The following is a 23,750-nucleotide window of genomic DNA, read 5'->3' as shown; positions in this document are numbered from 1 at the left end:
TAGGAGCAGCCTTGTGCTGCGAAGAGGCCGGTTCAAACAACACAAGAACAACAAGAGAACGCCCATGCCCCAGCCAAGCTATTCCCAGGGCAACCAGGACAAACCCCTGCTTACCCACTGCATCGGCGACGCCTTCGACACCACCGTGGCTCGCTTTCCCGACCGCGAAGCCCTGGTGGTCCGCCACCAGGCCTTGCGCTACACCTGGCGGCAACTGGCCGAGGCGGTCGACCAGCACGCGCGCGCCCTCATGGCATTGGGCGTGCAAGCCGGCGACCGCCTGGGCATCTGGGCCCCCAACTGTGCCGAGTGGTGCATCACCCAGTTCGCCAGCGCCAAAGTCGGTGCGATCCTGGTCAACATCAACCCAGCCTACCGCGCAAGCGAGCTGGACTACGCCCTGGGCCAGGCGGGTTGCCGCTGGGTGATCTGCGCCGATGCCTTCAAGACCTCCGACTACCATGCCATGCTGCTGGGCCTGATCCCGGGCCTGGCCGAGGGCCACCCGGGCGCGCTGGCCTGTGAACGGTTCCCCGAATTGCGCGGGGTCGTGAGCCTGGCTGCCTCACCGCCACCGGGCTTTCTCGCCTGGCATGCCCTGCAGGCCCGCGCCGACGCCATCAGCGCCGAAGCGTTGGCCACCCGCCAGGCGCAACTGCACTGTGACGACCCGATCAACATCCAGTACACCTCCGGCACCACCGGCTTTCCCAAGGGGGCCACGCTGAGTCACAGCAACATCCTCAACAACGGCTACATGGTGGGCGAAAGCCTGGGCCTGACCGAGCACGATCGGCTGGTGGTGCCGGTGCCGCTGTACCACTGTTTCGGCATGGTCATGGCCAACCTGGGCTGCATGACCCACGGCAGCACCTTGATCTACCCCAACGACGCCTTTGACCCACTCGCCACGTTGCGCGCAGTGGCCGAGGAAAAGGCCACCGCGCTGTACGGCGTGCCCACCATGTTCATCGCTGAACTGGACCACCCGCAACGCAGTGCCTTCGACCTGTCGAGCCTGCGCACCGGGATCATGGCCGGCGCGACCTGCCCGATCGAAGTGATGCGACGGGTCATCGACGAGATGCACATGGCCGAGGTGCAGATCGCGTATGGCATGACTGAAACCAGCCCGGTGTCCTTGCAAACCGGTGCCAATGACGACCTGGAACGCCGCGTGACCAGCGTCGGCCGTACCCAGCCACGGTTGGAGAACAAAGTCATCGATGCCGATGGCCGCACAGCCCCACGCGGCGAGATCGGTGAACTGTGCACCCGCGGTTACAGCGTAATGCTGGGTTACTGGAACAACCCCAAGGCCACGGCAGAGAGCATCGATGCCGAGGGTTGGATGCACACCGGTGACTTGGCGGTAATGGACGAGCAGGGCTATGTGCGCATCGTCGGGCGCAGCAAGGACATGATCATTCGAGGTGGCGAGAACATCTACCCACGTGAGCTGGAAGAGTTCTTCTTCACCCATCCAGCGGTGGCCGATGTGCAGGTGATTGGTGTGCCCTGCAGCAAGTATGGCGAGGAGATCGTCGCCTGGGTGCGCTTGCACCCGGGGCAAGCAGCCACTGAAGACGAGCTGCGTGACTGGGCGCGGGCGCGGATTGCGCACTTCAAGGTGCCGCGCTATTTCCGCTTCGTCGATGAGTTCCCGATGACGGTGACCGGCAAGGTGCAGAAGTTTCGCATGCGCGAGATCAGCATCGCGGAACTGTCGGCGGGGTAATGGCATGGGCACCGGCGAGGCCGGTGCCCAGCACCGCTACAACGCCTTGGCCAGGAAGTTGGCGGTACGGCTTTCAACGCACCCGGCGACGGCCTGCGGTGTGCCACTGGCCACAACCTTGCCCCCCGCATCCCCAGCCCCCGGCCCGATATCGATCACCCAGTCGCTTTGCGCGACCACGCGCATGTCATGCTCGACCACCACCACGCTGTGCCCGGCATCCACCAGACGGTTGAGTTGTACCAGTAACCGGTCGATATCCTGGGGATGCAGGCCGTTGGTGGGTTCATCCAGTACATACAACGTCGCCCCGCGCGCCGTGCGCTGCAACTCGGTGGCCAGCTTGATGCGTTGCGCTTCGCCGCCAGACAGCTCCGTAGCCGGTTGGCCCAGGCGCAGGTAACCCAGGCCGATATCCTGCAGCACTTGCAGGCTGCGCCGTACTGACGGCTGTTCGGCGAACACCGCCATGGCGTGTTCGACCGTCAGTTGCAGCACCTGGGCGATGTTCATCCCTTGCCAGGTCACCGCCAGTGTCTCGGGGTTGTAGCGGGCACCGTGGCAGGTCGGGCAGGGCGCGTAGACACTGGGCATGAACAACAGCTCGACGCTGACAAACCCTTCGCCCTCGCAGGTTGCACAGCGGCCCTTGGCGACGTTGAAGGAGAAACGCCCGGCATCGAAGCCTTGTGCCTTGGCGTGGTCGGTGGCAGCGAACAGTTTGCGCACGGCGTCGAACAGGCCGGTGTAGGTGGCCAGGTTGGAGCGGGGGGTACGGCCGATGGGTTTCTGATCGACCTGCACGAGGCGCTTGATGCTGCCCAGCCCTGCCTTTACCCGGCCGCTGCTGGTTGGTTCGGGGTCGTCCTCCAGGTTCTGTTCTTCGCGCTCGGCAGGCTGTTCGGCATGGCCCAGGTGCGCGCCCACCAGTTCCAGAAGCGCCTGGCTGACCAGGCTGGATTTACCCGAACCGGAAATACCCGTCACGGCGGTGAAGCACCCCAACGGGAACTGAGCGCTGAGGTTGTCGAGGTTGTTACGGGTGATGCCCTCCAGCGCTAGCCAGTCCTGCGCCTGGCGCGGTGTGCGAACGGCCTGGGCGTGCTCGCCGAACAGGTAGGCACGTGTGCACGATTGCTCGACCCGGGCGAGCCCCTCGGGCGGGCCGCTGTAAAGGATGGTGCCGCCGTGTTCACCGGCGGCAGGGCCAACATCCACCAGCCAGTCGGCGCGGCGCATGGTGTCGAGGTCGTGCTCCACCACATAGACCGAGTTGCCAGCCTGTTTCAGGCGCTGCAAGGCTTCGAACAAGGCCTCGCTGTCGGCAGGATGCAAGCCGGCCGAAGGCTCGTCGAGCACATAGATCACGCCGAACAGTTGCGAGTTGAGCTGGGTGGCCAGGCGCAGCCGCTGCAGCTCACCTGAGGACAGGCTCGGGGTGCTGCGCTCCAGGGCCAGGTAGCCCAGCCCGAGGTCGAGCAGGGTGTCGATGCGCTCCAGCAACTCATGGGCGATACGCTGGGCGGCCAGGCGTTTTTCCAAGGTCAGGTCGCCCTGGTGCTGGTCCAGGTAGGCCGGCGCTGCCACCGTGCGGAACACCTCGGCCAGCGCCTGCAACGAGAGGTGCGACAGCTCGGCGATGTCCAGGCCTGCGAAGGTCACGCTCAGCGCTTCGCGCTTGAGGCGTTTGCCCGCGCACAGCGGGCAGGGGCTTGGGCGCATGAACTGAGACACGCGCTTGCGCATCTGCGCGCTTTGCGAGTGCATGAAGGTGTGCAGTACGTAGCGCCGGGCGCCGCTGAACGTGCCCTGGTAGCTGGGCTCCTGCTTGCGCTTGAGGGCGGCGCGGGTTTGCGCCGGGGTCAGGCCGGCGTACACCGGGGCGGTGGGGGTTTCTTCGGTGAACAGGATCCAGTCGCGCTGCGCTTGTGGCAAGTCACGCCAGGGAATATCGACGTCATAGCCCAGGGTTACCAGGATGTCGCGCAGGTTCTGGCCCTGCCAGGCCATGGGCCAGGCCGCCACTGCGCGCTCGCGGATGGTCAGTGAAGGGTCTGGGACCAGGGTTGCCTCGGTCACTTCATAGACGCGGCCCAGGCCGTGGCATTCGGGGCAGGCGCCCTGGGGGGTGTTGGGCGAGAAGTCTTCGGCATACAGCATCGCGTGCCCGGCCGGGTAATGGCCGGCGCGCGAGTAAAGCATGCGGATCGAGCTGGACAGTGTGGTGACGCTGCCCACTGAGGACCGCGCGCTGGGCGTGCCGCGTTGCTGTTGCAGCGCCACCGCCGGCGGCAGGCCTTCGATGGCGTCCACATCGGGCACGCCAACCTGGTCGATCAGGCGCCGGGCATAGGGCGCGACGGACTCGAAGTAGCGGCGTTGGGCTTCGGCATACAGGGTGGAGAAGGCCAGCGAAGACTTGCCAGAGCCCGATACACCGGTGAACACCACCAGCGCGTCGCGGGGGATATCGACATCGATGTTCTTGAGGTTGTGCTCGCGGGCGCCACGGACGCGGACGAAGCCGTTTGGGGTGGTTTGGCTTGGAGGCATGACGCAGTCCTAGGCTGTGGCTGAACGGTGCGCCAACGGTACCAGTAACAGCAAAGACAGTGACGGGAAAATGATTCCCTTCAGTAGTTCTGAGAGTTATGTACGCCAATTCATATGAATAGCCTGGCCCTCTAAACACAGGTTGAGCAGGCTCGAAACATGCAAACAACGGCACTATTACCCAATGATAAGCAACCCTCGCTCCAGATGTTCAGGGCCCCCCCATTGCGGGCTTATGCGCCCTATGGTTATCACGTGGGCAGGGGCGGCCCACGCTTAGCGTTTGTTGGAGAACCGAATGCGCTACTGCCAAATGGTTATCTGATTGGCAACGGCAAGCGTGCCTACGGTACAGGGCTGATGCGCTTTTACAGCCCGGATGCTTTTAGCCCTTTCGGCCGAGGTGGGCTCAATGCCTATGCGTACTGCTTGGGGGATCCTGTTAACAATGTTGACCGTGACGGCCATTCCGCTACGCGCATATTCGGCCAGGGGACAGGCTTGGTATGGGGAACTGTGGGCATGTTGTCTGCGTTGAATAAAGCCTCGAAAACTATCGTCAGAAGATCGGTTGCCAAGGCCCAAGGGAGGCCTGTGCCACCGGAATACGATGCATCGAGCCGCACTAACAATGCGTTGATATTCAATGGAGGGTTGGTGAGTACGTTGACAAAAGTCCCTGGCGTTGCGATGGCCTATGCATTTCCAATGGGTTCGCTAGCGAGTGAGGCATCCACGCTAGTCGGCATAGGGGCTGCATCCGTGGCGGGTGTGGGCAAGTTGAGACAGTTGTACACCGACTTAACGTCGACGATTCAAGAGGCCACGGCGAACAGGCTCCCACTGCCTGAGCTGTTCTGGGAGTCGCTGAAAGAAGCTGCTGGCTGGAATCGTATGCGTGGTCAAGAGTCGGCGATCCTAAGCCCCAGGCCAGAGGAGGTCCTGTTGGTACAAATCAAAACAGTGAGGGGCGGCGGTTAGGTACGTCGCCCGCGCGCCATACCACAGGAATAATTGGCCCGAAACAGATGGAGCAGCCTTGTGCTGCGAAGCGCCGCGCGGGCGGCGCTCCATCTCCTAGGCGTTGAAGATCTCAAACCGTTCACCTGGCGGCCCGCATGCAATCCCCCATGCCCAGTTCCACCCTGCGGAACCACATTCGATTGTGCTCCCCCCATCACTCGCGTTTATCTGTCAGCCAACACGACCTGCCTTCCCCGTCGTGATCTCAACGCGAACAACAAGAACGGGAACATACCCGCGCAAGGAGATTCCGCATGTCCCGACATCAACACATCCTGGCTTGGCTCAACGACGTGGCCAGCGACCTGCACGCCATCCGTCACGACATCCATGCACACCCGGAACTGGGTTTTGAAGAAAGCCGCACATCGGCGCTGGTCGCTCGGCTGCTGCAAGCGTGGGGCTACGAGGTTCACACCGGTGTCGGCAAGACCGGCGTGGTGGGGGTGCTGCGCAACGGCAGCAGCCCACGCAAGCTGGGGCTTCGCGCCGACATGGACGCGCTGCCGATCCATGAGGCCACCGGAGCGGCCTACAGCAGCCGGCACCAAGGCTGCATGCACGCCTGCGGCCATGATGGCCACACCACCATGCTGCTGGGCGCTGCACGTTACCTGGCGGCGACCCGGCAGTTCGACGGCACGCTGACGCTGATCTTCCAGCCGGCCGAAGAGGGCCAGGGCGGCGCCGAGGCGATGCTCGCCGACGGATTGCTGGAGCGCTTCCCCTGTGATGCACTGTTCGGCATGCACAACATGCCGGGGCTGCCGGCAGGGCACCTGGGCTTTCGCGAGGGGCCGATGATGGCCTCGCAGGATTTGCTCAGCGTAACCCTCGAAGGCGTCGGCGGGCATGGCTCGATGCCGCACCTGACCGTCGACCCGCTGGTGGCAGCGGCCAGTGTGGTGATGGCGTTGCAGACGGTGGTGGCGCGCAATATCGATGCCCAGGAAGCCGCAGTGGTCACTGTGGGGGCACTGCAGGCGGGCGAGGCGGCCAACGTGATTCCGCAGCAGGCGGTGCTGCGCCTGAGCCTGCGGGCGCTGAATGCCGAGGTGCGGGCGCAGACCCTGGCGCGAGTACGCGCGATCATCGTTAGCCAAGCCGAGAGTTTTGGCTGCACCGCCAGCATCGAACACCGGCCGGCGTACCCGGTACTGGTCAACCATGCCGCAGAGAACGCCTTCGCCCAAGAAGTGGGCGTGGAGCTGCTCGGTGCCGACGCGGTGGACGGCAACACCCGCAAATTGATGGGCAGCGAGGATTTCGCCTGGATGCTGCAACGTTGCCCGGGCGCCTACCTGTTCATCGGCAATGGCGTGTCGCGGCCGATGGTGCACAACCCAGCCTATGACTTCAACGACGACATTCTGCTGACCGGCGCCGCCTATTGGGGCGCGCTTGCCGAGCGCTGGCTCGAGCCCGCCTGACCTTTATTTGACGACTGCCGCTGGAACCTGGGCGCGGCTGTGCCTGGGTCATCACCCAACAGATGAATGGAGTGTTCCCTATGCAGACTTCGAGCACAGGCGTGTCGCGTACCCGGCAGGTGGTCGCTGCCGTCATCGGCAATGCGCTGGAGTGGTATGACTTTATCGTGTACGGCTTTCTGGCGAGCATCATCGCCCGGCAGTTCTTCCCCTCCGACGACGAATACGCCTCGCTGCTGATGGCCCTGGCCACCTTCGGCGTGGGCTTTTTCATGCGCCCGGTGGGCGGCGTGCTGCTGGGCATGTACGCCGACCGCAAAGGCCGCAAGGCGGCCATGCAGCTGATCATCCGCCTGATGACCGTGTCCATCGCCATGATCGCCTTTGCGCCCAACTACCTCGCCATCGGCATGGGCGCGCCGTTGCTGATCGTGGTGGCGCGCATGCTCCAGGGCTTCGCTACAGGGGGCGAATACGCCAGCGCAACAGCGTTTCTGGTGGAAAGCGCACCCTCCCATCGCAAAGGCCTGTATGGCTCCTGGCAACTGGTGGGGCAGTGCCTGGCGGTGTTCTCGGGGGCGGCGATGGTGGCGTTGGTGACGCACCTGTGCACGCCTGAGGCGCTGGACAGCTGGGGCTGGCGAATCCCGTTCGTGCTTGGCCTGCTGATTGGCCCGGTGGGGCTGTGGATTCGCAAGCACATGGAAGAACCCGAAGAGTTCCTCGAGGCGCGTAAACAGGCCAAGGGCCAGGCGCCGGGGCTGTGGCAGGTACTGCGGGAACACCGCCGCAGCCTGCTGGTGTCGATGGGCCTGGCGTGTGGCGCCACGGTATCGTTCTACGTGGTGCTGGTGAACATGCCGACCTTCGCCCACAAGAACCTCGGGTTGCCGCTGGACCAGGTGCTGTTGGTGCAGATGCTCGCGGTGGGGTTGATGACCGTGGTCATCCCGCTGGCGGGGGCCTTGTCTGACCGGCTGGGCCGGCGACCGGTACTAATGGCCTTCACCCTGGCCTTCTTCGTGATGGTTTATCCGTTGTACGTGTGGGTGGCGGCGGCGCCGTCGATCGAGCGCCTGCTGGTGATGCAGCTGCTGCTGTGCACCGCCATCGGCGGGTTCTTTGGCCCGGCGCCGACTGCCCTGGCCGAGCAGTTCCCGGTCGAGGTGCGTTCGACCGGGGTGTCGGTGGCCTACAACGTGGCGGTGATGGTGTTCGGCGGCTTTGCGCCGCTGATCGTCACCTGGCTGAGCAAAGCCCTGAACACGCCGGTGGCGCCGTCGTTCTATGTACTGTTCGCTTGCCTGCTGACGCTGTTGGGCACCTACTGCCTGAAAGAAGCGCCGCGTGCGGGTAAAGCTGTCGCGTTCAACCTTGGAGTGAAACCGTGAAGCCGCTAGCCATCGACCCAATCGTAGCGCTGGATGCCGCGGCGTTGTCCCGCGCGATTCATGCCCGCCACGTATCGTGCCGTGAGGTGATGCTGGCGTACCTCGCCCATATCGAGCGTTTCAACCCGCAGGTCAATGCGCTGGTGTCGCTGCGTGCGGCCGAGGTGCTGCTGGCCGAAGCCGATGAGCGCGACGGTGAACTGGCGCGGGGGCAGTCAAGGGGCTGGATGCAGGGCATGCCCCAGGCAATCAAAGACCTTGCTGCCACGGCCGGGCTGCGCACCACCCTGGGTTCGCCGCTGTTCGCTGAGCAGGTGCCCGAACACGATGCGGTCAGCGTGGCAAGGGTCAGGGCCAGTGGGGCGATCATCGTCGGCAAGAGCAACGTGCCGGAGTTCGGCCTGGGCTCGCAAAGCTACAACACCCTGTTTGGCACCACCCTCAATGCCTACGACCCAAGCCGGGTGGCCGGTGGCAGCAGTGGCGGGGCCGCGGCGGCCTTGGCCCTGCGTTTGCTGCCGGTGGCCGATGGCAGCGACATGATGGGCTCGCTGCGCAACCCGGCGGCGTTCAACAACGTGTTCGGCCTGCGCCCGTCCCAGGGGCGGGTGCCGCATGGGCCGGCGCCGGAGGTGTTCCTGCAGCAACTGGCCACCGAAGGGCCGATGGGGCGCAGCGTGGTCGATGTCGCGCGGCTGTTGACGACCCAGGCAGGCTTCGATGCAAGGGTGCCGTTGTCGCTGAGTGGCGGCAAGGTTGATTTCGCCGAAGGGTTGCAGCGCGACTTCAAGGGCGCGCGGCTGGGCTGGCTGGGCGATTATGACGGCTACCTGCCGATGGAAGACGGAGTGCTGAGCCTGTGCGAGTCGGCCCTGACGGATTTTGCCGAGCTGGGTTGCCAGATCGAGGCCTGCCAGCCGGCCTTTGACTTGGCGCGCCTCTGGCAATGCTGGCTGACCCACCGCCACTTCCTGGTGCACGGCACCCTCGGCGCGGCCTATGCCGACCCGGGCAAGCGTGCCCTGCTCAAGCCTGAGGCGCAGTGGGAAGTCGAGGGCGGTTTGCACCTGAGCGCGGCGCAGGTGTACCAGGCTTCGATAGATCGCAGTGCGTGGTACCAGGCCCTCGGCAGGTTGTTCGAACGTTACGATTTCCTGCTGTTGCCTTCGGCCCAAGTGTTCCCTTTCGATGCACAGCAGGCGTGGCCGAAGGCGGTCGCAGGGCGAACGATGGACACGTATCACCGCTGGATGGAGGTGGTAATCGGGCCGACCCTGGCAGGGCTGCCGAGCATCAGTGTACCGGTGGGTTTCAGTACCACGGGGTTGCCGATGGGCCTGCAAATCATTGGCCCGGCCCAGGCGGACCACGCGGTGTTGCAACTGGCCCATGCCCATGAGCAATTGACCCACTGGGTCGAACGGCGGCCGCCGCCGTGCTTGCAACTTGCGTAAAGGCCCTGGGCAGGCGCGGTTCTTGCTGTGCATGATGACCAACCCGCCAAGTGACAGGGAGGTCAGACACATGGGCAACATGACAGACAGTGGCGGCGTACGCTCGGTGGAGCGGGCGCTGGCCATCGTCGACTTGCTGGGCGAACACCAGGCATTAGGGCTTGAAGAACTGCATTACCTGACGGCGCTGCCCAAGGCCACGGTCTCGCGCATGCTCGCCACCTTGCAGGAGCAGGGTTGGGTCTACCGGGGTTTGAGCGACCGGCGCTATCGCCTGTGTGCCCGGCGCCTGTTCGGCGACCGCCAGTTGCGCTTCAAGCGGCGGCTGGTGGAGCAGGCGGCGCCTTGGCTGCTTGAGCTGAGTGAACGCACCGGGCTGGTGGCAGACCTGTCGTGCTTCGATGGCGAGCGGCTGGAGGTGATGGAAAGCGCCATTCCTCAGGTGTTGCGCAAGCGCTACCCGAACAACTGCCAGATCGTCGGCCACCATGCCAGCCTGTTTCATTCGGCGATGGGGCGCGCGTGCCTGGGCGAGCTGGACGGCGACGAAGTGCAGCGCTTGGCCAGCCACCAACGGTTGGGTGATGACAGCCTGTTGCGCGATATCGAGGAGGATGCGCACAAGGGCTTTGGCCAGCGCACCGAGGGGCATTGGGAATACCCGGTGCGGTTGCCGTTTCTGATCCGGGCGATCGCCTTGCCGGTGCGGGTCGAGGGGCAACTGGCGGGCAGCATCGCCCTGCACTGGCCGGTGGACCAGGCGCCGGTGGAGCGGGTGTTGAGCCTGCACCTGGACCGATTGGCGGCGACAGTGGGCCAGGTGCAGCATGCGCTAGAGGCTTGAAGAAACCTGTACTGGCCTCTTCGCGGGCAAGCCCGCTCCCACAGGGTGGAGACTCGCTGAATTAGCAGGGAGCCTGTGGGAGCGGGCTTGCCCGCGAAGGGGCCAACGCGGCCTCGCGAAACTCGCTCGGGCTCACCCCCGAGTGCTTGCGAAAAAACCGGCTGAAATACCCCACATCCACAAACCCCAGGTCATGGGCAATCTCTTTCACGCTGAGGCTGGAATGCCCCAGCGCCCGTTTGGCCTCCAGCACCAACCGGGCGTTGATGACATTCATCGGGGTCATGCCCAGGTGTTCCTGGCACAGCCGCCCCAGCGTGGCCAACGTCAGCCCGAGTTCAGCGGCATAAGCCCCCAACGACCAATGCTCGCGAAAGTGCATGTCCACCAGCTCGCGGAACCCGGTCAGTTGCTGGCTGCGCCTGGACGGTGGGCGACGCCCGTTACCACTGGCCTGTGGTTCGTGGCGCAGCACCTGGATCAGCAGCGTCAGCAACAGTGACATGCTGCTGGCCACATGCTCGCGAGCGCGGTTGTGGTATTCCTCGTGCAGGGCGCGGCACAACGGCAGCAGGGGGTCTTCGTCGGTTTCCCAGTGGGGCAGGGCGATCACCTGGGGTTTGCGGACCGTTGCCAGCAGGTTCGGCGCCAGTACCTGGGTGATGCTTTCCAGCGGGTGCTGCGCCGCCGTGATCACCTGGCCCTCGACCGCACCGGCCCACTGGAAGCCATGCACCACCTGCGCCGGCACGTACACCACGCAGGGCGCCTGGGCCTGAACGCGGTCACTGTCGAACAGCACTTCACCGCCGCCGCTTTGCAAGTAGAGCAACTGCAGCAGGCCTTCGTGACGGTGCGCGGCGATCTCCCAGTTGTGGGCACCGGAGCGTTTGGAGATCGACTCCACATGCAGCGACTCGTGCCACACCGGCTGTGCAGTCTCACCGTACAGGGCGTAATTGGGGATCTTGTTCATGGTGTTGTAATTGTTTTGATCGGTACCCGGCTACTGTGCCACAGCCGCTGAACAGGTTCAGGGGCGGTGCAGCAAATTGTCGGGAATGTGGGGTTGGTTGCAGGTTTTGTCCATTCTGCCCGGGTGCCTGTCAGCCCTAGGCTGTTCGCCAGATGAAGCGACACTCTGGAGAGCAGCATGCATAACAACAAGATTAGCGCTCACTGGCTGGGCCTGGATTCAGCCGTTTGTGTAGTGACCGGCGCGGCCGGCGGCATTGGCGCGGCACTGGCTGCCGCGTTGGTCGAACAGCAAGCCCATGTGGTGTTGCTGGACCGCGACCTGGGCAAGTGCCGTGAGCTGGCGGCCACCTTGGGCGAGCACAGTGTCGGCGAGGTCAGCGCGCTGGGGTGCGACATCGCCGACCCCGATAGCGTAAGCCACGCCGCCGCACAGGTGCAGGCGCTGCACGGCCGCTGCGATGTACTGATCAACAACGCCAGTGTGCTGCGCCCGGGTTCGCTCGACGTGCTGACCCTGGAGCAATGGAACCAGGTGTTGGCGGTCAACCTCAGCGGCTACCTGCTGTGTTCGCAGGCCTTCGGCAGCTTGATGCTTGCCCGAGGCCAGGGGCGCATCGTGCATGTAGCGTCGATCGCGGCCCATTACCCTCAACCCAACAGTGGTGCCTACAGCGCGGCCAAGGCCGGGGTCAGCATGCTGTCCCGGCAGATTGCCGTAGAGTGGGGGCCGCGCGGTGTACGCAGCAACGCGGTGTGCCCGGGGTTGATCCGCACGCCGCTGTCGGCGGCGTTTTACGCGGACCCGCACATCGAACGCCAGCGCAGCGCCATGACCGCCAACCAGCGCATCGGCGAGCCGCAGGACATCGCCGAGGCGGTGCTGTTTCTTGCCAGCCCGCGTGCCGACTACATCAACGGCGCCGAGTTGACGGTCGATGGTGGGCTGGAGAGCATGCCCATGGCGTTGATCCCGCGCCCCGGTTTCGAGGGCGTACGCGCATGAACACACGCACCTGCGATGTACTGGTGGTGGGGGCGGGAGCCGGCGGCCTGGCGACTGCGATCACTGCGAAAAAACACGGCCTGGATGTGGTCGTCATCGAAAAGGACGACTGCTTCGGCGGCACCACGGCGTTCTCCGGTGGGGTGCTGTGGGTGCCGGGCAACCGGCATGGGATGAACGACAGCGATGAGGCGGCGCTGACCTACTTGCGCAACGAAACCGGCGACTGTTTCGACGAAGTGGCGGTCAAGGCGTTTCTGTGTCACGGGCCAGACATGGTCGAGTTCTTCGAGCGCGAGACCGCCGTCAAATTCGTCCCCACGCTGTACCCCGACTATCACCCACACGTGGAAGGTGGCGTCGATGTCGGGCGCTCGATACTGGCAGCGCCCTACGACATTCGCGGCCTTGGGCCCGACATGGCACGCCTGCGGCCACCGCTCAAGACCATCACCTTCATCGGCATGATGTTCAATTCGTCGAATGCCGACCTCAAGCACTTCTTCAATGCCACCCGCTCGCTGACCTCGTTCGTGTATGTGGCCAAGCGCTTGCTGACCCACCTCAAGGAGTTGGCGCTGTACCGGCGTGGCACCCAGGTGACCAGCGGCAATGCCCTGGCGGCGCGGCTGGTGAAGTCGGCGCTGGACCTGGGCATTCCGATTTTGACCGGGACCCCGGCCAGGCACCTGTTGCGTGAAGGCAATCGGGTCACTGGCGTGTTGGCGAAACAAGGTGACAGCGAACTGCGCATCGAGGCACGGCGCGGCGTGGTGCTGGCCTGTGGCGGGTTTTCCCATGACGTGCAACGGTTGAAGCAGGCCTACCCGCATGTGCGTCGGGGTGGCGAGCACTTTTCGCCGGTGCCAGCAGGCAACACGGGTGATGGTGCGCGTATGGCTGAAACGATGGGCGCCAAGGTCGATATCCGCCTGCAAGCGGCGGCGGCGTGGATGCCGGTGTCCAAGGTGCCGATGGGGGCAGGGCGATTTGTCGCGTTCCCCCATTTGCTCGACCGTTACAAGCCCGGTGTGATCGGCGTGCTGCGCTCAGGCAAGCGCTTTACCAACGAATCGAATTCCTACCACGACGTGGGTGCCGCCTTGATCGAGGCGTGTGCAGAGCAACCGGAAACCGCCATGTGGCTGGTCTGTGACCGGCGCACCCTGGCCAAGTACGGCCTGGGTTTCGCCAAGCCCTCGCCGATGCCGCTGGGGCCGCTGTTGCGTAACGGCTACTTGCTCAAGGGCAGCAGCCTCACCGAGCTGGCGCGCAAGGCCGGGATCGATGCCGCCGGGCTGGAGCAGACCGTACGTGAGTACAACCTGGGCGCCGTTCAGGGTGAGGACCGCCAGTTTGGGCGAGGTACCACGCGTTTCAATCGCTACCTGGCCGACCCGCAGCACACGCCCAACCCGTGCGTGGCGCCAGTGGCCGAGGGGCCTTACTTTGCCGTGAAGGTGATCATGGGTGACCTGGGCACCTTCGACGGCATCCGCACCAGCGTGGTCGGCGAAGTGCTGGGCGCCGATCAGCAGGCCATCGACGGCCTGTACGCCGTCGGCAACGACCGCGCCAGCATCATGGGCGGCAATTACCCCGGTGCGGGCATCACCCTGGGGCCAATCATGACCTTTGGCTACATCACCGGGCGCCACCTGGCGGGCGTCGAACAAGGGCTGGCGACAGCGGGCAAAGCGCGGGAGGTTGCATGATGGACAAGCCTGTCGTCGATCACAGGGTCTACACCATCCGCCCACGTGGCATGGCGGCCTTTCTCGAAGCCTTCGACCAGCTGGCCATGCCGATTCTGCTGCGCCATCTCGGTGCGCCGCTGGCGTTCTACACCAGCAGCATTGGCCCGCTCAACCAGGTGGTGCACTTGTGGGGCTATGACAGCCTCGATGACTTCGAAAAACGCAGCGCCGCGCGGGACGCTGACCCGGACTTCGCAGCCTACCTGCAGGCCACCCGCGATCTGGTCGTGGCCCAAGAGACGCGGATCATCCGGCCTGTGCGGCTGCCCAGCCTCGTTCACCGGTAATGCTGTCTGGGTCGCATGGCGGCCCACTGCCGATGCACCTTCATAAAAACAACAACAGGTGATACCCCATGAACAACGCCATTGATGTGCGCCAACTGATCGACCAGCAACCCATCGGCCGCTACCAGAAATGGGTGGTCTTCTTGGGCTTTCTGATCATCGCCCTGGATGGGCTGGACGTCGCCCTCATCGGTTTCATCGCACCGCAATTGAAAAGCGATTGGGGCCTGGGCGCGCAAAGCCTGGGCCCCGTGTTGAGCGCGGCCCTTATCGGCCTGGCGCTCGGTGCACTGATCGCCGGCCCCTTGGCCGACCGCTATGGGCGCAAGGCGGTCTTGCTGGGCAGTGTCCTGCTGTTTGGTATCTGGACCTTGGCCTCGGCATTCTCGCCCGACCTCGAGACCCTTGTTGCCCTGCGTTTTCTGACCGGCCTGGGCCTGGGCGCCGCCATGCCCAATGCCAGCACCCTGGTCAGTGAATACGCGCCGGCGCGCAGCCGCTCGCTGCTGATCACTCTGGCCTTCTGTGGTTTCTCACTGGGTGCGGCGGCAGGCGGTTTTGTCAGTGCCTGGATGATCCCCAACTTGGGCTGGCGCAGCGTGCTGGTGCTGGGCGGCGTGCTGCCGTTGCTGACAGTGCCGTTGCTGTGCTGGCGGTTGCCCGAGTCGGTCACCTTCCTGGTCAGCAAGGGTGCTGACAAGCGTCGCATCCACGCCATCGTCAGCCGCCTGGCACCGGAGCGTGTCAACGCCGACAGCACCTTCATCGTACCGGCCAGCGCGCCCAGCAGTGGTGGGGCGATTGCGACCATTCTCTCGCCGCGCTACCGCTTTGGCACGTTGATGCTTTGGGCTGGCTACGTGCTGGCGCTGTTTCTGGTTTACCTGTTCAGCGGCTGGTTGCCCACCTTGGTCAAGGAGGGGGGCGGCTTCTCGGTGGCCGAAGCGGCCATCGTCACCGCCTGTTTCCAGATCGGCGGGCCGCTGGGGGCGATCTCGGTGGGCTGGGCCATGGACCGCTGCAACCCGCAACGGGTACTGATGCTGACCTTCTTGTTCAGCGGTGCGGTGATCTTCGCCATTGGCCAGGTGGCCGGGGATTTTGCCTGGCTGTGCGCGATTGCCTGGGCCGTGGGCTTTGGCCTCAATGGCGCGAGTGTGGGCATGAATGCCTTGGCAGCGGCGTTCTACCCCACCGAAGCGCGGGCGACCGGTGCCAGTTGGATGAGTGGCATCGGCCGCTTCGGGGCGATTCTCAGTGCGTTTGCCGGCGCCCAGATGCTGGCCATGGGCTGGAGCTTTGCACAGGTGTTCGCGTCGTTGCTGATCCCGGCGGTATTGGCTGCGCTGGCAGTGTTGTTGCAAGGGCGTCATGCCGGTTCAGGCCGGCGCGCCGCCCGGCAAGCGGTGTAAATGTCGCTGGAACATGAACACCTGCAGGCTTTCGCTCAGTTTTCGCGGCTGTACATCCTGCATTCAGCCAGCAACGCCAGCAGGTTCGGTTCCCGTTCCCGCGCCTTCAAAAACACCACGCCAATGTGCTGTTGCAGGCGATAGCGTGGTTGCAGGGCAATCAACTTCACCCGGTTCTCGTAGACCGCAGCGATTCGCCCTGGCAGCAGGGCAAAGCCAACGCCGGAGCTGACCATGCTCAGCAGGGTGAAGATATCGTTCACCTGCATGGCCACCTTCGGCTCGAACCCTGCCTGCTCGAATACCCGTGCACCATCACGGTGGGTGGCAAAGCCTTGGGTCAGGGTGATGAAGGTGGAGTCGGCGAGGTCGGCCAGGTCCACCTCGGCGTGCTCGGCAAAGGGCGAGTCGGTGGGGACGGCAAGGAAGATGTCGTCGGAGAACAGCGGCAATTGCTCGCAGGCGGGGTCGCAGACGCTTTCGTCCAGCGACACCAGGATGGCCTCCAGTTCGTGGTTTTTCAGGCGTTGCAGCAGGTCGACGTTCGAGCCCAGGGTCAGGTCGATGTTGAGCGCGCTGCGGCGCAGTTTCAGGCCCATGACCAGCTTTGGCACGGTCTTTACCGTTAGCGAGTACAGGGCGCCCAAGCGGAAACGTTCGGCATAGAACCCCGCAGCCTCACGGGTCTGGCGGACCATCTGCTCGGCGTCCTGAATCAGCTGGCGGGCTTTTTTCTCCAGCACGTAGGCGCTTTCCAGCGGGATCAGTTGCCGGCCTTCGTGCTTGAACAGGGGGCAACGCAAGGCGCTTTCCAGCGAGTGGATGGCGCGGTGCACGCTAACGGCACTGGTGGACAGCTCGGCGGCGGCGCGGCCGAGGTTGCCACTGCGCATGAAGGCGAGGAAGGTTTCCAGCTTTTTGAGGGTCAGTTCTTCGTCGATGAGCATGGGCGGCCTGAGAGGTTGGGCAGCGGTTGAAGGTTAGAGCATCGAGGTGTAGGGGTTGAGTGTTGTGGCGCCTGTGAGATCGAGCGCCGCCCGTGCGGCGCATCGCGAGCAACGCTCGCTCCTACGTTTGTTTCGGGCCAATTATTCCTGGGGCAAACGCGCGCGACCGCCTTGGCGCATGACGCGATATCGCGTCGAACAAACAAGGCGGTCGCGCGCGCCTGTCACAGGCGTTATTGGCCCGAAACAAACGTAGGAGCGAGCGTTGCTCGCGATGCGCCGCGCGGGCGGCGCTCGATCTCACAGGCGCCATTGAACTCAAAGCATGCACCATGCACACCTCACCCCATCGATTCAATCAACGCCCACAACCGCGCATCATCAAAGTCCTCGATCACCAGCCCAGCCCCGGCGTCCATCAGGCGTTCGGCAGTCTGAGTAGTCGCAACGCCAACCGTAAAGATCCCCGCACCACTGGCAGCCTTGACCCCGGGCAACGAGTCCTCGAAGGCCAGCGCCTGCCCGGCCTCGGCCCCGAGCCGCTGTAGCCCGGTGAGGTAGGGCAGCGGGTCCGGCTTGGCTCGCTCAAGCTCCTCGGCCACCAACACATGCTCGAAGCGGGCCTCCAGCCCCATGGCCTGCAACATGTGCTCTGCATTGAGCCGGGGGGCGTTGGTCACCACGCACATCCCCAGGCCACAGGCTTGGCCGTGCTCCAGCAAGCGCAACAGGCCGGGCATGGGCGCAAGCGACGGCGCCAGCGAGCGGAACAACGCCTCTTTGCGATCCGCCAGGGCCAGGCATTGCTGCGGGCTGGCATCGGCAAACAACTCGGCGAACAGTTCGCCGTTGGCCCGGCCACTGACCTGTGCATCGAACTGGGCCTGGCTCAGTTCACGGCCGTCATGCTCGCGCAGCAACTGGCGGAAAGCCTGCAGGTGCAGGGTATCGGTGTCGGTGAGGGTTCCGTCGAGGTCGAACAGCAGGGCAGTCAGCATCAGGTATCCAGGTATGAAAAAACACAAGCCCGACGATCATAACCAATGCGGACGACGAAGGGGGCTGTTCAGTGTGTGGCGAAAAGAGTACAAATGTACTCCATGGACAATCTGACCCCCAAACGCCGCGCCATTCTCGAATTTATTCGTGAGCGCATTGCTGACCACGGCCAGCCACCGAGCCTTGCCGACATCGCCACGCGCTTCGGCTTCGCCTCGCGCAGCGTCGCGCGTAAACACATCACCGCCCTGTGTCAGGCCGGCTATATCGACGTCACGCCGAACCAGGCGCGAGGTATTCGCCTGGCTCAACCGCTGCGCCGCCCGGAAATCCTCGAAGTGCCGGTGCTGGGCCAGGTCGCGGCAGGTGCCCCGATCGGCCCGGACCTCGACATTCACGAGCAGTTGCTGCTCGACCCCAGCCTGTTCCGGCGCACGCCCGATTACCTGTTGAAAGTGCGCGGCGACTCGATGGTCGATGACGGCATCTTCGACGGTGACCTGGTCGGCATTCGGCAACAGGGCGAGGCCCGTGACGGGCAGGTCGTGGTCGCCCGCCTGGACGGCGAGGTGACCATCAAGCGCTTGCAGCGTCAGCCTGGCGGTTACCGGCTGTTGCCGCGCAACCCGGCCTATGCGCCGATCGATGTGGGCCCTGAGCAGGAGTTCTTCATTGAAGGCGTGTTCTGCGGCCTGCTGAGGCGCGACTGATGGGCGCGGTGGTCGATCTCGACAGGCTGCTCGATCAGCGTCAGGTCTGGCGCGGGCGGCAGGTTCAGGCCCGGCCACTGGGGTTGCAGCCGACCGGGCATGCCGCGCTCGACCAACGCCTGCCCGAGGGCGGCTGGCCGGCCGCGGCGCTCAGCGAACTGCTGCTGGCCAGCCCGGGGTGCGGTGAGCTGCAACTGCTGTGGCCCTCACTGGCGCGCCTGACCGCAGAAGGTGGCCGCGTGGTGCTGGTCGCGCCGCCGTTCATTCCCTATGCCCCGGCCTGGCAGGCAGCGGGGGTGGATCTACGCTGGCTGGCCCAGGTTAGCGCCACGCCTGCCGACGCACTGTGGGCGGCTGAGCAATGCCTGCGCTCAGGCAGTTGCGCCGCCGTGTTGTGCTGGCCGGAGCGCGCCGATGACCGGGCACTGCGGCGCCTGCAGGTGGCCGCCGAGACCGGCCAGGCGCTGGCGTTCGCCTGTCGCCCACAGCAGGCGGCACACAACCCGTCGCCGGCCGCTCTGCGTATTGCCATCGACACTCGGCCGGCACAGTGGCGTGTGCTCAAGAGCCGGGGCGGCATGCCGCCAGCGCTGCCCATCGCGCTGCCCGGCTGAGGCTGATGCATCATGCTCTGGGCCTGCATTCTGCTGCCACAGCTGGCGCTGGACACTGTTCTGCGCGAGCGTGACGACCCTGAAACGCCCCTGGTAGTGATTGGCGGCCCGACACAGCGCCGTGTGCTACAGGCGGTCAACCCCGCTGCCGCAGCGCTCGGCCTGCGTGCCGGGCAAACCCTGACCACGGCGCGTGCCTTGGCCGATGGCTTCACCTGCGTAGAGGCCGATGACAAACGTATCGAGCAGTTGCAACAGCTGCTGGCAGCCTGGGCCTATCGCTTCAGCGCCCAGGTGAGCCTGCATTACCCAAGGGCTTTGTTGTTGGAGGTCGGCTCCAGCCTGCAGCTGTTTGGCCCCTGGCCGTTGTTCGAGGCACGCCTGCGCCAGGAGCTCAGCGCGTTGGGCTTGCGGCAGCGCATCGTGCTGGCCAGCAACCCGGTGGCGGCCCGCATGCTCGCCAACGGCCACGATGGCCTGGCGGTAACCTGTGCCGACGCCACCCGCGCCGTACTGGCACAGATGCCCATCGACCGTGTCGGCTTGCCGCTGGAGGCCGCCGAGGCCTTTGCCCGCATGGGGTTGCGCCAGTTGGGCCAGGTGCTGGCCTTGCCGCGCGACGCCCTGGCCAAGCGCTTTTCTGCGCAGGTCCAGTTGCACCTGGACCAACTGCTCGGCCTGCGCACCCTGGGGCTGGGCTTCTACCAGCCGCCGGACCGCTTCGAGTCGCGCCTGGAGCTGAACTTCGACGTGGAGTCGCACCAGGCGTTGCTGTTCCCGCTGCGCAGAATGCTCAACGACCTCGGCGCGTTCCTGGCTGGGCGCGATTGTGGCGTGCAGCGTTTTTGCCTGCACCTGGAGCATGCCGAAGGGCCGGACACGTTGCTCAAGGTTGGCCTGCTGGCGGCCGAACGTGACCCTGCCATGCTCTTCGAACTGGCAAAAGGGCGCCTGGAGCCGCTGCAAATCCCCGCCCCGGTACGCAACTTGCGCTTGGTCGCCGATGACCTGCCACCCTTCGTGCCCCAGCACCAAGCGCTATTCGACCCCCGCGCCCAGCAGACGCAGCCCTGGGAGCAGTTGCGTGAACGCTTGCGCGCACGGTTGGGCGACGAGGCCGTCAAGGGGCTGAGCGCCGAGGCCGATCACCGCCCCGAATGTGCCTGGCAAGCGGCGGAGCAGGGCGCACAAGGGAGCCTGCCGGTGTTGCCGGGTAGCCGCCCCGGCTGGCTGTTGCCGGCGCCCGTGGCGCTGGAGGCAGCCGGCCACCGTGTGCTGGGGCATGCCGAGCGCATCGAGTCGGGCTGGTGGGACGGGGGCGACGTGCGCCGTGACTACTACCGCATCGAAACCCGCGACGGCCTGCGCGGCTGGGCCTACCGCGACCTCAGCCAGCCAGGCCCTTTGTGGTTGCAAGGCTGGTTTGCATGAGCCGGTTCGGGTATGCCGAATTGCACTGCCTGTCGAACTTCAGCTTCCAGCGGGGTGCGTCGAGTGCCGATGAGTTGTTCAAGCGTGCGCGCGAACAGGGCTATGACGCCCTGGCGATCACCGATGAGTGCACCTTGGCCGGTATCGTCCGCGCCTGGCAGGCCGCCAAGGCGCACCAACTGCGGCTGATTATCGGCAGCGAAGTCCGCCTGCAGGATGGCCCGAAACTGGTGCTGCTGGCGGAAAACCTCACCGGCTACCAGAGCCTGTGCGCGCTGATTACCCGTGCGCGACGGCGGGCGGAAAAGGGCGACTACCAACTGTTCAGCGAGGACCTGCGCGAGCATCATCAAGGCTTGGTGGCGCTGTGGGTTGCCGAGGATGCCGACGACCCTGCGCCCGGTGAGGGTTTGCGCACGCTGTTCGCCGAGCGGCTGTGGCTGGCCGTGCACCTGCACCGTGGCAGTGATGACGAGGTGCGGCTTGGCAAACTGCGCCAGTTGGCGAGCAAGGTTGGTATCCGCGCAGTGGCCTGCGGTGACGTGCACATGCATGCACGCGGTCGCCGTGCCCTGCAGGATTGCATGACCGCCATCCGCCAGCATTGCCAGGTGGCCGAAGCGGGTCGCTACCTGTACGCCAATGGCGAACGTCACCTGCGCAGTCCTGAACAGTTGCAGGAACTGTACCCGGCCGACCTGCTGGCCGAGACCCTGGTCATCGCCGAGCGCTGCCGTTTCGACTTGAGCGAACTGAAGTACCAGTACCCGCGTGAATTGGTGCCAGACAGCCAGACCCCGGCGAGCTGGCTGCGCGAGCTGTGCGAGCGCGGCTTGCCGATGCGCTGGCCGGGTGGGCCGAGCGACAAGGTGCGCGAGGTGCTGGCAAAGGAGCTGGCGCTGATCGAGGAACTGGCCTACGAAAGCTATTTTTTGACCGTGCACGATATCGTCGCCTTTGCCCGCAGCCAGCATATCCTCTGCCAGGGCCGAGGCTCGGCCGCCAACTCGGTGGTGTGTTTCGTGCTGGGGATCACCGAACTCGACCCCATGGAGCACCGTTTGCTGTTCGAGCGCTTTCTGTCACGCGAACGCAATGAGCCGCCGGACATCGACGTGGACTTCGAGCACGACCGCCGCGAAGAGGTGATCCAGTATGTGTTCCGGCGCTATGGCCGGCACCGGGCCGCACTCACCGCCGTGGTCAACACCTACCATGCTGCCGGTGCGGTGCGTGATGTGGCGCGGGTACTGGGGCTGCCGGCCGACCAGGTGGATGCGCTGGCCAAGTGCTGTGGCCGCTGGAGTGATCGCATCCCCGATGCGCAACGCCTGGCCGAGGCCGGTTTCGAGGCCAGCAGCCCGTCGCTGCGGCGGGTGCTGGTTCTGGCCGGTGAGCTGATCGGTTTTCCCCGGCACCTGTCGCAACACCCTGGGGGGTTCGTCATCTCGCAGCAGCCGCTGGATCAACTGGTGCCAGTGGAAAACGCCGCCATGCAAGAGCGCACCGTGATCCAGTGGGACAAGGACGACCTGGACATGGTCGGTTTGCTCAAGGTCGATGTGCTGGCGCTTGGCATGCTCAGTGCCTTGCGCCGTTGCTTCGACCTGCTGCAGCGCCACCGGGGCCGGCAATTGACGCTGGCAAGCATCCCGGGGGAGGACCCGGCCACCTATGCGATGATCAGCCGAGCCGAAACCATGGGCGTGTTCCAGATCGAGTCTCGGGCGCAGATGGCCATGTTGCCACGGCTCAAGCCCGTCACGTTCTACGATCTGGTCATCGAGGTGGCCATCGTGCGCCCCGGGCCGATTCAGGGTGACATGGTCCACCCGTATTTGCGCCGGCGCCTGAAGCAGGAGCCCGTGACGTACCCCTCGCCTAAATTGCAGGAAGTGTTCGAGCGCACGCTGGGTGTGCCGTTGTTTCAGGAACAGGTGATGGAGCTGGCGATGGTGGCTGCCGACTACAGCCCGGGCGAGGCCGACCAGCTACGCCGCAGCATGGCGGCCTGGAAGCGCCACGGCGGGCTGGAGCCGCACCGCGAACGGCTGATTCAAGGCATGTTGCGCAATGGTTACGAACGGTCGTTCGCCGAGCGCATCTTCGAGCAGATCAAGGGGTTTGGCAGCTATGGCTTCCCCGAGTCCCACGCGGCCAGTTTCGCCTTGCTGTGTTACGCGAGCAGTTGGCTCAAATGCCATGAGCCGGCCATTTTCACCTGCGCGCTGGTCAACAGTTGGCCGATGGGCTTTTACAGCCCCGACCAGTTGCTGCAGGACGCCCGTCGCCAAGGCGTCGAGGTGCGGCCGGTGGATGTGTTTCACAGCGAATGGGATTGCACGCTTGAACCGGTGGGTGAACAGGCGCTGGCCATACGCTTAGGGCTGCGGCAGGTCCGTGGTTTTGCTGAAGCTGACGCCCGGCGTCTGGAGCAGGCGAGGGCGCAACGGCCTTGGCGCGATGTTGAAGACTTGTGCCTGCGTGCAGGGCTCGACCACCGCGCCCGTGCCCGCCTGGCTGACGCCGGGGCCCTGAGGGCTTTGGCACGTGACCGTCATCAGGCGCGTTGGCAGGTGGCGGCGGTGCAGCCACAGTTGCCCTTGTTCGCCGAGGTCGAAGCGTTGGCTGAGGCCGTGGTAGCGCTGCCTGCACCGACTGTCGGCGAGGACCTGGTTGCCGACTACCAGACCCTGGGCACCACGCTTGGGCCCCACCCCTTGCGGCTGCTGCGCCCTCGTTTGCGAGCGTTGGGTTGCCGCAGTTCGCACGAGCTGTCAGCTGTCGAGCATGGCGACAACATTACCGTGACCGGGCTGGTGGTAGGCAGGCAACGCCCGCAGACGGCCAGTGGGGTGACGTTCGTGACGCTGGAGGATGAGTACGGCATGGTCAACGTGGTGGTCTGGCGTGACTTGGCCGAGCGGCAGAGGCGGGCGTTGGTGGGGGCGCAGTTGCTCAAGGTGAGCGGGCGGCTGGAGCAGGAGAACGGGGTGCGTCACCTGATTGCGCGGCGGCTGGAGGATATCAGCCCCTTGCTGCAGGGGCTGGATGTGCGCAGCCGCGATTTTCATTAGCCAACGTTGCCTGTTGCGTTGACTGTTGAGCAGCCTTGTGCTGCGAAGAGGCCGGTGACAACTCAGCAGATCTTCTCTGGTATCGCCGGCCTCTTCGCAGCG

Annotated in this window: 18 protein-coding genes; 14 read left to right on the top strand and 4 right to left on the bottom strand. The window is 65.0% G+C overall.

Features of this window, described 5'->3' with window-relative positions:
- The first annotated feature begins 64 nt into the window (after nucleotides 1-64).
- Nucleotides 65-1,738: a fatty acid CoA ligase family protein gene (locus ACMCNM_RS17135; RefSeq protein ID WP_412765008.1), complete on the top strand. Its 1,674-nt coding sequence runs from the start codon at nucleotides 65-67 to the stop codon at nucleotides 1,736-1,738.
- A gap of 36 nt (nucleotides 1,739-1,774) precedes the next feature.
- On the opposite strand, the gene uvrA is transcribed toward ACMCNM_RS17135, so the two are convergent.
- Nucleotides 1,775-4,291 carry an excinuclease ABC subunit UvrA gene (gene uvrA / locus ACMCNM_RS17130; RefSeq protein WP_412765007.1) on the bottom strand — a complete coding sequence of 839 codons (2,517 nt, stop codon included), beginning with the start codon at nucleotides 4,289-4,291 and terminating at the stop codon, nucleotides 1,775-1,777.
- A gap of 159 nt (nucleotides 4,292-4,450) precedes the next feature.
- On the opposite strand from uvrA, the gene ACMCNM_RS17125 reads away from it, so the two are divergent.
- The 5 genes from ACMCNM_RS17125 (at nucleotide 4,451) to ACMCNM_RS17105 (ending at nucleotide 10,433) form a co-directional block, all read left to right on the top strand.
- On the top strand, nucleotides 4,451-5,272 hold the full coding sequence (locus ACMCNM_RS17125) for an RHS repeat-associated core domain-containing protein (RefSeq protein WP_412765006.1): 822 nt from the start codon (nucleotides 4,451-4,453) through the stop codon (nucleotides 5,270-5,272).
- A 296-nt stretch (nucleotides 5,273-5,568) separates the two neighbouring features.
- Nucleotides 5,569-6,744 carry a M20 aminoacylase family protein gene (locus ACMCNM_RS17120; protein WP_412765005.1) on the top strand — a complete coding sequence of 392 codons (1,176 nt, stop codon included), beginning with the start codon at nucleotides 5,569-5,571 and terminating at the stop codon, nucleotides 6,742-6,744.
- An 80-nt stretch (nucleotides 6,745-6,824) separates the two neighbouring features.
- Entirely contained in the window at nucleotides 6,825-8,135 is a 1,311-nt protein-coding gene (locus ACMCNM_RS17115; RefSeq protein WP_412765004.1) for a citrate-proton symporter, read from the top strand.
- Nucleotides 8,132-9,589 (top strand): amidase, encoded by a 1,458-nt coding sequence (locus ACMCNM_RS17110; RefSeq protein ID WP_412765003.1) that lies wholly within the window; start codon nucleotides 8,132-8,134, stop codon nucleotides 9,587-9,589. The genes ACMCNM_RS17115 and ACMCNM_RS17110 overlap by 4 nt, the downstream gene beginning before the upstream one ends.
- Before the next feature lie 70 nt (nucleotides 9,590-9,659).
- Entirely contained in the window at nucleotides 9,660-10,433 is a 774-nt protein-coding gene (locus tag ACMCNM_RS17105) for an IclR family transcriptional regulator (protein WP_238213640.1), read from the top strand.
- Between the two features lie 61 nt (nucleotides 10,434-10,494).
- Here ACMCNM_RS17105 and ACMCNM_RS17100 read toward each other — a convergent pair whose 3' ends face one another.
- Nucleotides 10,495-11,409, bottom strand: a complete 915-nt coding sequence (locus ACMCNM_RS17100) for a helix-turn-helix domain-containing protein (protein ID WP_412765002.1) — start codon at nucleotides 11,407-11,409, stop codon at nucleotides 10,495-10,497.
- 177 nt (nucleotides 11,410-11,586) lie between these two features.
- Between ACMCNM_RS17100 and ACMCNM_RS17095 the strand changes: the two genes are divergently transcribed.
- The 4 genes from ACMCNM_RS17095 (at nucleotide 11,587) to ACMCNM_RS17080 (ending at nucleotide 15,870) form a co-directional block, all read left to right on the top strand.
- Complete coding sequence (locus ACMCNM_RS17095; protein ID WP_099454307.1) at nucleotides 11,587-12,414, top strand: SDR family NAD(P)-dependent oxidoreductase; 828 nt, start codon at nucleotides 11,587-11,589, stop codon at nucleotides 12,412-12,414.
- Complete coding sequence (locus ACMCNM_RS17090; protein WP_412765001.1) at nucleotides 12,411-14,129, top strand: FAD-dependent oxidoreductase; 1,719 nt, start codon at nucleotides 12,411-12,413, stop codon at nucleotides 14,127-14,129. The genes ACMCNM_RS17095 and ACMCNM_RS17090 overlap by 4 nt, the downstream gene beginning before the upstream one ends.
- Nucleotides 14,129-14,458, top strand: a complete 330-nt coding sequence (locus ACMCNM_RS17085) for an NIPSNAP family protein (RefSeq protein WP_186678116.1) — start codon at nucleotides 14,129-14,131, stop codon at nucleotides 14,456-14,458. The genes ACMCNM_RS17090 and ACMCNM_RS17085 overlap by 1 nt, the downstream gene beginning before the upstream one ends.
- A 68-nt stretch (nucleotides 14,459-14,526) precedes the next feature.
- Nucleotides 14,527-15,870 (top strand): MFS transporter, encoded by a 1,344-nt coding sequence (locus ACMCNM_RS17080; protein WP_186678118.1) that lies wholly within the window; start codon nucleotides 14,527-14,529, stop codon nucleotides 15,868-15,870.
- A 35-nt stretch (nucleotides 15,871-15,905) separates the two neighbouring features.
- Here ACMCNM_RS17080 and ACMCNM_RS17075 read toward each other — a convergent pair whose 3' ends face one another.
- Together ACMCNM_RS17075 and ACMCNM_RS17070 are read right to left on the bottom strand one after the other, a co-directional pair.
- The gene (locus ACMCNM_RS17075) at nucleotides 15,906-16,817 is read right to left on the bottom strand and encodes a LysR substrate-binding domain-containing protein (RefSeq protein WP_186678128.1); all 912 of its coding nucleotides are present in this window, start codon (nucleotides 16,815-16,817) and stop codon (nucleotides 15,906-15,908) included.
- A gap of 341 nt (nucleotides 16,818-17,158) precedes the next feature.
- On the bottom strand, nucleotides 17,159-17,815 hold the full coding sequence (locus ACMCNM_RS17070) for an HAD family hydrolase (protein WP_027593439.1): 657 nt from the start codon (nucleotides 17,813-17,815) through the stop codon (nucleotides 17,159-17,161).
- 93 nt (nucleotides 17,816-17,908) lie between these two features.
- Here ACMCNM_RS17070 and lexA point away from each other — a divergent pair, with 93 nt between their 5' ends.
- The 4 genes from lexA to ACMCNM_RS17050 are packed head-to-tail and all read left to right on the top strand — an operon-like array spanning nucleotide 17,909 to nucleotide 23,648.
- Nucleotides 17,909-18,526, top strand: a complete 618-nt coding sequence (gene lexA, locus ACMCNM_RS17065; RefSeq protein ID WP_027593438.1) for a transcriptional repressor LexA — start codon at nucleotides 17,909-17,911, stop codon at nucleotides 18,524-18,526.
- Entirely contained in the window at nucleotides 18,526-19,140 is a 615-nt protein-coding gene (imuA, locus tag ACMCNM_RS17060) for a translesion DNA synthesis-associated protein ImuA (RefSeq protein ID WP_027593437.1), read from the top strand. Before lexA ends, imuA begins: the two co-directional genes overlap by 1 nt.
- Before the next feature lie 12 nt (nucleotides 19,141-19,152).
- Nucleotides 19,153-20,571: a Y-family DNA polymerase gene (locus ACMCNM_RS17055; RefSeq protein WP_412765000.1), complete on the top strand. Its 1,419-nt coding sequence runs from the start codon at nucleotides 19,153-19,155 to the stop codon at nucleotides 20,569-20,571.
- A complete protein-coding gene (locus ACMCNM_RS17050; RefSeq protein WP_412764999.1) occupies nucleotides 20,568-23,648 on the top strand; it encodes an error-prone DNA polymerase in 3,081 nt (1,026 codons plus the stop codon). Before ACMCNM_RS17055 ends, ACMCNM_RS17050 begins: the two co-directional genes overlap by 4 nt.
- Nucleotides 23,649-23,750 lie beyond the last annotated feature (102 nt).

The organism is Pseudomonas sp. NGC7, assembly GCF_047159675.1.
GTDB lineage: Bacteria > Pseudomonadota > Gammaproteobacteria > Pseudomonadales > Pseudomonadaceae > Aquipseudomonas > Aquipseudomonas kermanshahensis.
Note: the sequence above shows the minus strand (reverse complement) of the source record. Positions and strands in the feature narration are given on the sequence as shown.